Raw genomic sequence first — 7,131 nt, 5'->3', positions numbered from 1 at the left:
CGCCTGAAACGAGGTGCCTGGTCTTGGGATGGTCGGGCGCACCAAAACGCAGCGCATTCATCGCCGCGATCGGCCGCGCGCCCATGGTGAAGACGTCGCGCAATATGCCGCCGACGCCGGTCGCCGCACCCTGGTAGGGCTCGATGTAGGATGGGTGGTTGTGACTCTCCATCTTGAAGACGACGCAGTCGCCATCGCCGATGTCGACCACGCCAGCATTCTCGCCCGGCCCCTGGATGACCTGAGGTCCGGTGGTCGGCAGCGTGCGCAGCCATTTCTTCGAGGATTTGTAGGAGCAGTGCTCATTCCACATCGCCGAGAAGATGCCGAGTTCGGTGAAGCTCGGCTCGCGCCCGACGAGGTCGAGAATGCGCTGGTACTCGTCGGGCTTGAGCCCGTGTGAGGCAATGAGCTCGGGGGTGATCGGCACGGAATTGGAAATGGTCATGGGCGGCGATTTTTATCCGGGACGTTGGGATTTTGAGTCCCGTCTTATCGCAAGCCTTGCGGCCGATACACCCATGGATTGACGAAAAACGACGGAAAACCGGACAAAGCCACGCAGTGTCAGGAGAAGCTGTCGTAGCCGGCGCGGCCTTCATCGAGAAGTCGCCGGATCACCGCAACGCCTTCAGCGATATCCCCGCGCTGTCTCGGCTGCGAAACGCCGAAGCGGACGCCATGGAAAACCTGCTCGGAACGGCCGGCCTTGAATTCGTCCTCGTCGTCGATCAGCACGCCGTGCTCCAGGCAAGCGTTCTTGAAGGTGCCGGAAAGCCAGGGGTCGGGCAGGGTCAGCCAGACAAAGGGCACCCTGTCATGCGACTTGAAGGCGAAGCCGGCCAAAGTCTCGCGTACGATGGCGATGCGGGCGCTGATTTCGGCGATGCTGCGCTTTCGTATCTCATCCGCCTGACCGGACAGCACCAGCCTTGTATTCACCTCCGCCAGCAGGAAGGGCATGCCGCCGGTCATCATCTTGTGGGCGACGCGGATGCGGTGGCGGTAGGCGGGCGGGCAGGAAAGCCAGCCGCCGCGCACACCGGCTGCGACCGACTTCGACAGGCCGCCCGCGACAATGGTCCTCTCAGGAGCATATTCGGCCAGCAACGGCGTCGGATCATCGGTCAGATTGCCATAGAGGTCGTCCTCGATGAGGACGACATTGTATTCGCGTGCGACATGGGCGATCGCTTCGCGGCGCGCCGCCGACAAGGTGGCCAGCGTCGGATTCTGCGCCGTCGGCATCAGGAAGATCATTTTGGGATGCTTTTGCGCGCAGACGCGCTCGAAATCCTGCGGATCGATGCCTTCATCGTCCGATGCCACCAACGCGGTGCGCCTGCCGATCAAGCCGGCACTGCGGGAAACCTGCGAGTAGGTGAGGTGCTCGAAGGCAACATAGTCGCCAGGCATGGTGAGCGCCGCGATCGCCGCCATCACCGCCGCATGGGTGCCGAGCGTGGGAACGATGGTGTCGGCATCCGGGCGAAAGGAATTGCGCGCCAACCAGCGGGCGCCGGCTTCGTACCATCGTTCGGGGAAATCCCTGGTGTAGCTCGAAATCTCATGCGGATGGTCCTGCGCCGTGCGCGACAGGACACCGGCGACAATGTCGCCCTGGCCGATATCAGGTGCTGCGGTGCTGTCGAAACGCAGCTTGCCTTTAGGCGCATCGATATAGCGCGTGCCTTCGCCGCCGACGTCCGGAGCCGGAAAATCCGGCTTCGCGCGCTGGCCGAGCACATAGGTTCCACGCCCGACCTCGCCGCTCACCAGCCCACGCTCGCGCAGCAATTGATAGGCCCGGCCGACCGTGCCGACGGTGGTGCCGATGTCGTAGGCGAGGTCGCGCTGCGGCGGCAACTTTGCGCCGGCATCGATCACGCCCCGATCGATGTCCGTCTCGATGGAATCCGCCAGCCGCTGATACAGCGGGCCGGAGCCGGCAGTGAGATCTGGAAGCCAATTTGTCATGGTGACAATTTTCTATATTGCACCGATAGATGAGTCAATACATATCAATCGCGTGCCAAAAGGGTACAATTTAGGACTTTGGCAGAAAGAAAATGAATACAATTGCGACAATACGTCATTCGAGCGCTGCATTATCGGCCCAATCGACACGCCCGTCGGCTCAGCGCGGCTTTGTCAGCCGCCTTGTGCGCGTGCTGAGGTCGCTGGCAGGATGGATCGACAACCTGCTGGATCGCCGCCGCAGCCGGTTGGCTCTGCTGGAGATGACCGACGACCAGCTCAAGGATATCGGCGTCACGCGCTGCGACGCCCACCGCGAGGGCATCAGGCCGTTCTGGGACTGACCGTGATCCCAAAAGTGGGAACCGGTTTGGGAAAGATGATGGTCCCGGGAAATCCGGACAGAAGGTCCGCACAGTTCTAACGGACCCTCGACGCCCTGGTGCGTGCAACGGCATGGTCCGCAAGGACGGCGACCACGCACAGCACGAGGAAAAGTCCGGTGATGGCTGCAGCTGAGATGACGACGCTGGTCGCGCCGTTCTTGGCGATGTTCAGGAAAGGGTAGGGCACCTCGCCGGCAAGCGGCGCCCGCACCAGCGCATAGACCAGATAAGCGATGGGATAGATCACCCACCACGAAATGTCGCTCCAGCGTGTCCGGCCGTCGGCGCCCGATATCAGCCACCACAGCACGAACAGCACCGGCGTGACGTAGTGCAGGAGAACATCGCAGAGCAGGAACAGTCCCTGCGGCTGCCAGAGTCGTGCCAGAACCGTTGCGTAGATGATGAAGACCAGTGCGATCGAAACCGCAACGCCGGTGCGCATCCGCGCCCCTGCAAAGGCCGGCAGCCAGGCATAGAAGGTGGGTGACAGCAGCGACGTGTACACCAGCACCGCGCCGATGTTGGTCAGGATGGTGAAGAAGCTGAAGACGAAAATGACGGAGCCAAGCAGGCTGCGGCCTGCTTCCATCGATGCAGGAATGCTGATGCAGAACTGCAGGATGAGCCCGGCCAGACCGATGACCAGCCCCACAATCTGCAGAAAGCGGCCCATGGGCTAGGCCGTCGCGGCGCAGGCCGGATTGCCGGCCTGCCAGCGGGAAATGTCGGAGCCGATGCGGGCGCCGAGCGGATCGTTCATCAGCGGTCCGAAGACGTCGACACGGCTAGAATTGCCTTGCGCCTGCACGACCAGCAAAGGTTTGCCGCCATAGTGCTTGGCCGGAACCAGCAGGAAACGCGGCGTGCCGCTGAACGAATTCAGCTCATTGGCCATCTGATACGGTTTGAAGGCCGGGTCCTTGCTGGCGATCCAGCATTTGTGGGCGGCGATCGCCACTTGTTCCATGGCCAGCAGCGCTGCACTTTTGCCCGAGGGAACAGGCGTGCTCTTTGGCGTCGACTGGCAGGATGCCAGCACAAAGCCCGCCGCGGCGACCAGCGCGATCGTCCTCGACTTGATCAAGCGGCACCCATCTCAAGCTCGGACAGGAAGATTTTCAAGCCGTCGGTCATCTCGCCCCACACACGCGACAATGCCGGGTGTTGCGAGGCGATCTGCTGGTAGGCGTCGAATTTGGGATAGGCGTCGAGCAGGTCGTGGCGTCCTGTCATGGCGCGGAAATTGTTGAAGATGAACCGCGTCGGCGTCAGCCAGGCATCGGCGAAGCTGATGTCGTCGCCGAGTGCGAAGGGCCCTTGCGCCATACGGGCCTCGATTGCCGCCAGTCCATGATGCAGGCGGGCGAACTGAGCGTCGATCTCGGCATTGTTGCGCTTCGGCACGGAATGAAGCTCGAAAAGCTTCATCAACGGGGTCAGCACATCGAGATCGGTGATGCGGGCGAACATGCGCACCAGCGCACGGTCCTTGGAATCGGGGGGCAGCAGCGCCGGTTCTGGAAACCGTTCCTCGAGATATTCGGCGATGACCACCGATTCGACAATCGTCTCGCCCGAGCCGGTGATCAGCACCGGAATCCGGTTCATCGGCGAGATGGCGCGAAACTCTTCCGGGATGGGAAAACCGGGCGGCGGCGCGATGATCTTGAGTGGTACGTCCTTGATGTAGGCCAATGCCCGCACGATCGACGAGTAGGGCGACAACGGCCGCGAATAGAGTTTCATGACCGTCTCTCTCCCCAATGAACCAGACTTGCTCCAAAGAGACAGGAATGTCCGGCTGTTTTCAAGCTGTTCGCTTCGATATCGTCAGGCAGCGATGCCGAGGGCGCTCTCGAACAGTCCGCGGCCGTCGGTACCGCCATGGGCTGCTTCGATCAGGTTTTCCGGATGCGGCATCAGCCCGAGCACATTGCCTTGGCTGTTGACGATGCCGGCAATGTCGTTGATCGAGCCGTTGGGGTTGGTGCCCTCGGCATAGCGGAACACCACCTGGCCTTCGCCTTCGAGACGGGCAAGCGTGTCGGCGTCGGCGAAATAATTGCCGTCATGATGCGCGACCGGCGAGCGGATGATCTGGCCCGGCTGATAGCGGCGGGTGAACATGGTGTTGGCATTGGTGATCTCGAGCTTCACCTGCCGGCAGACGAATTTCAGCGAGGTGTTGCGCATCAAGGCGCCCGGCAACAAGCCGGCCTCGACCAGGATCTGGAAACCGTTGCAGACGCCGATGACCGTCACGCCCGCGGCCGCTTTTTCGGCCACTGCCCGCATGACCGGCATGCGCGCGGCGATCGCGCCACAGCGCAGATAGTCGCCGAAGGAAAAACCGCCCGGAATGGCGATCAGATCGACATCGGGGATTTCGGTGTCGGTTTGCCAGACGGTGACCGGCGGTGTTCCCGAAATCTTGGTCAGCGCCGCGATCATGTCGCGGTCGCGATTGAGGCCAGGCAGGAGGACGACGGCTGATTTCATTTCGTTCGTAAGGCCTTTGTGCTTCGGCGAGTTAGCGCAACTCGAGGCGCTGCTCAATCCGTTCAAGATGTTGATCGATACGGCCTGCTATCGCGTAGATATTGTTGACGTCCGTTTGCGTGCTCAACGCCTGCAAGCCTGATCGCTACAATCTCGAGAAGCTCGTACATCAGTTCATTCGTGACTTCAGGCATCCGTGCCTCCGGCACAGCCTTAGGTAAGCGTCACACTATAATTCTCGATCACCGTATTCGCCAGCAGCTTGTCGCACATGGCCTTGAGGTCGGCTTCGGCCTTGGCCTTGTCGCTTTCCGCCAGCTCGACATCGAACACCTTGCCCTGCCGCACCGTGCCGACGCCGCCGAAGCCCAGGCCGGACAATGCGTGTTCGATCGCCTTGCCCTGCGGGTCGAGCACGCCGTTCTTGAGGGTGACGGTAATGCGGGCCTTGATCACGCTGGACATGCTCCTGTTCTGATTATCGGGTCGCAAACCGCGATCAGTGCGGCTTGCCTTTGAGGCCGTCGGTCGAGGCGACGAGCACCGGGCCGGTCGGGCGCGGCGGCTCGTTCTCGTTCATGATGCCGAGGCGGCGGGCAACTTCCTGGTAGGCCTCGACGAGGCCGCCCATGTCGCGGCGGAAACGGTCCTTGTCGAGCTTGTCCTGCGTCGCCACGTCCCACAGGCGGCAGGAGTCCGGCGAGATCTCGTCGGCGACGACGATGCGCATCATGTCGCCTTCGAACAGGCGGCCGCATTCGATCTTGAAGTCGACGAGCTGGATGCCGACGCCCATGAACAGGCCGGAGAGGAAGTCGTTGACGCGGATGGCCAGCGCCATCACGTCGTCGATTTCCTGCGGGCTCGCCCAGCCGAACGCGGTTATGTGCTCTTCCGACACCATCGGGTCGTCGAGCGCGTCGGCCTTGTAATAGAATTCGATGATCGAGCGCGGCAGAACGGTGCCTTCCTCGATGCCGAGCCGCTTGGACAGCGAGCCGGCGGCGACATTGCGCACCACCACTTCGAGCGGAATGATCTCGACCTCCTTGATCAACTGCTCGCGCATGTTCAGCCGGCGGATGAAATGGGTCGGAATGCCCATGCGGTTCAAATGGTTGAAAATATACTCGGAAATGCGGTTGTTGAGGACGCCCTTGCCGTCGATGACCTCATGCTTCTTCTTGTTGAACGCGGTTGCATCATCCTTGAAGAACTGGATAAGCGTGCCCGGTTCGGGTCCCTCATAGAGTATCTTGGCCTTGCCTTCATAAATGCGGCGGCGATTTTTCATCTGATTTTTCTCTGAGGTTCCGGACAGGCGGTATCAGACCATTTCCTGTCCGTCTGCCTGAAATAGTGCGGCTACGGTAGGGTTCAATGCCGGGTCTATCCCAATCACATCGTTTGCTCAATCGGCAAATCCTTCCAATCAACCGCTTTCGGGACTGAAATGCCGCAGCGCAGCATGCGATGAAGCATATTGACCGGCCCGCGACCTTTTGGTTTGTGCTTTGACAACGCACATATTCACCGCCAACGAATCGAATTTGACCCGGAGGGACGCCATGAGCAGCATGAAAGACCGTGAAGAGGGCTTTGAGCGTAAATTCGCATTCGACGAGGAGCTTCGGTTCAAGGCCTCGGCGCGCCGCAACAAGGCGCTCGGCCTGTGGGCCGCCGAAAAGCTCGGAAAGTCCGGCGCCGATGCCGACGCCTATGCCAAGGAAGTGGTTATCTCCGACATCGAGGAGGCCGGCGACCACGACGTGTTCCGCAAGATCCGCGGGGATTTCGACGCGGCCGGCGTCGAGCAGTCGGACCACCAGATCCGCCGCACCATGGACGAACTGATGGCGCAGGCGATCGAGCAGATCAAGAACACCTGATCCGGGCCATGCGCTGATCCCGCGGCCATACGCTGGACCAATCGACCGCCCGGCCTATCCGGGCGGTTTTTCTTTGCCTTTGCCGCGGTTTCCGGCTGAAACTGCGGTCGCTAACAAGGAAAGAGTTCATGTCCCTGAAGTCCCGCCTCGCGGCCGATGAAACGTTGTTCACCGCATGGTCCGGTGTGCCGGATGCCTTGACGGTCGAGATCGTCGCCAAGCAGGGTTTCGATGCCGTCACGCTCGACATGCAGCATGGCGGCCATCACGAAGACAGCGTGCTGCGTGGCCTGGTGCCGGTGCTCGCTACCGGCAAGCCGGCGCTGGTGCGAATTCCCGTTGGCCGTTTCGACATGGCAAGCCGCGCGCTCGATTTC

At 61.4% G+C, this 7,131-nt stretch carries 10 protein-coding genes and 1 pseudogene; 3 read left to right on the top strand and 8 right to left on the bottom strand.

The genetic code is table 11. From position 1 onward, the window contains the following. Positions 1-448 (bottom strand): AIR synthase related protein (locus EN991_RS16785; protein WP_245460985.1); only part of this gene is annotated, 448 nt, incomplete at its 3' end. Positions 449-567: 119 nt separating this feature from the next. Then, complete coding sequence (locus EN991_RS16780) at positions 568-1,977, bottom strand: PLP-dependent aminotransferase family protein (RefSeq protein ID WP_013532134.1); 1,410 nt, start codon at positions 1,975-1,977, stop codon at positions 568-570. Positions 1,978-2,069: 92 nt separating this feature from the next. On the opposite strand from EN991_RS16780, the gene EN991_RS16775 reads away from it, so the two are divergent. Beyond that, a complete protein-coding gene (locus tag EN991_RS16775) occupies positions 2,070-2,321 on the top strand; it encodes a DUF1127 domain-containing protein (RefSeq protein WP_027162365.1) in 252 nt (83 codons plus the stop codon). Between the two features lie 76 nt (positions 2,322-2,397). Here the strand turns inward: EN991_RS16775 and EN991_RS16770 are convergent, their stop codons facing one another. The 6 genes from EN991_RS16770 to purC all read right to left on the bottom strand — a co-directional run bounded on the left by EN991_RS16770 (position 2,398) and on the right by purC (position 6,159). Beyond that, a complete protein-coding gene (locus EN991_RS16770; RefSeq protein ID WP_013532132.1) occupies positions 2,398-3,039 on the bottom strand; it encodes a Pr6Pr family membrane protein in 642 nt (213 codons plus the stop codon). Positions 3,040-3,042: 3 nt separating this feature from the next. Beyond that, on the bottom strand, positions 3,043-3,450 hold the full coding sequence (locus EN991_RS16765) for a hypothetical protein (RefSeq protein ID WP_013532131.1): 408 nt from the start codon (positions 3,448-3,450) through the stop codon (positions 3,043-3,045). Next, positions 3,447-4,112 carry a glutathione S-transferase family protein gene (locus tag EN991_RS16760; RefSeq protein ID WP_013532130.1) on the bottom strand — a complete coding sequence of 222 codons (666 nt, stop codon included), beginning with the start codon at positions 4,110-4,112 and terminating at the stop codon, positions 3,447-3,449. The genes EN991_RS16765 and EN991_RS16760 overlap by 4 nt, the downstream gene beginning before the upstream one ends. 84 nt (positions 4,113-4,196) lie before the next feature. Then, positions 4,197-4,865: a phosphoribosylformylglycinamidine synthase subunit PurQ gene (purQ, locus tag EN991_RS16755; RefSeq protein WP_024504558.1), complete on the bottom strand. Its 669-nt coding sequence runs from the start codon at positions 4,863-4,865 to the stop codon at positions 4,197-4,199. 213 nt (positions 4,866-5,078) lie between these two features. Next, positions 5,079-5,321 (bottom strand): phosphoribosylformylglycinamidine synthase subunit PurS, encoded by a 243-nt coding sequence (gene purS, locus EN991_RS16750; protein WP_013532128.1) that lies wholly within the window; start codon positions 5,319-5,321, stop codon positions 5,079-5,081. A 43-nt stretch (positions 5,322-5,364) separates the two neighbouring features. Continuing rightward, complete coding sequence (purC, locus tag EN991_RS16745; protein ID WP_013532127.1) at positions 5,365-6,159, bottom strand: phosphoribosylaminoimidazolesuccinocarboxamide synthase; 795 nt, start codon at positions 6,157-6,159, stop codon at positions 5,365-5,367. A gap of 274 nt (positions 6,160-6,433) precedes the next feature. Here purC and EN991_RS16740 point away from each other — a divergent pair, with 274 nt between their 5' ends. Then, on the top strand, positions 6,434-6,754 hold the full coding sequence (locus EN991_RS16740) for a DUF1476 domain-containing protein (protein WP_013532126.1): 321 nt from the start codon (positions 6,434-6,436) through the stop codon (positions 6,752-6,754). Between the two features lie 128 nt (positions 6,755-6,882). Next, positions 6,883-7,131, top strand: a pseudogene (locus EN991_RS16735) (2,4-dihydroxyhept-2-ene-1,7-dioic acid aldolase); the annotation flags it as partial.

Origin of the sequence: Mesorhizobium sp. M7A.F.Ca.US.005.03.2.1 (genome assembly GCF_003997795.1) — a bacterium.
GTDB lineage: Bacteria > Pseudomonadota > Alphaproteobacteria > Rhizobiales > Rhizobiaceae > Mesorhizobium > Mesorhizobium ciceri.
Note: the sequence above shows the minus strand (reverse complement) of the source record. Positions and strands in the feature narration are given on the sequence as shown.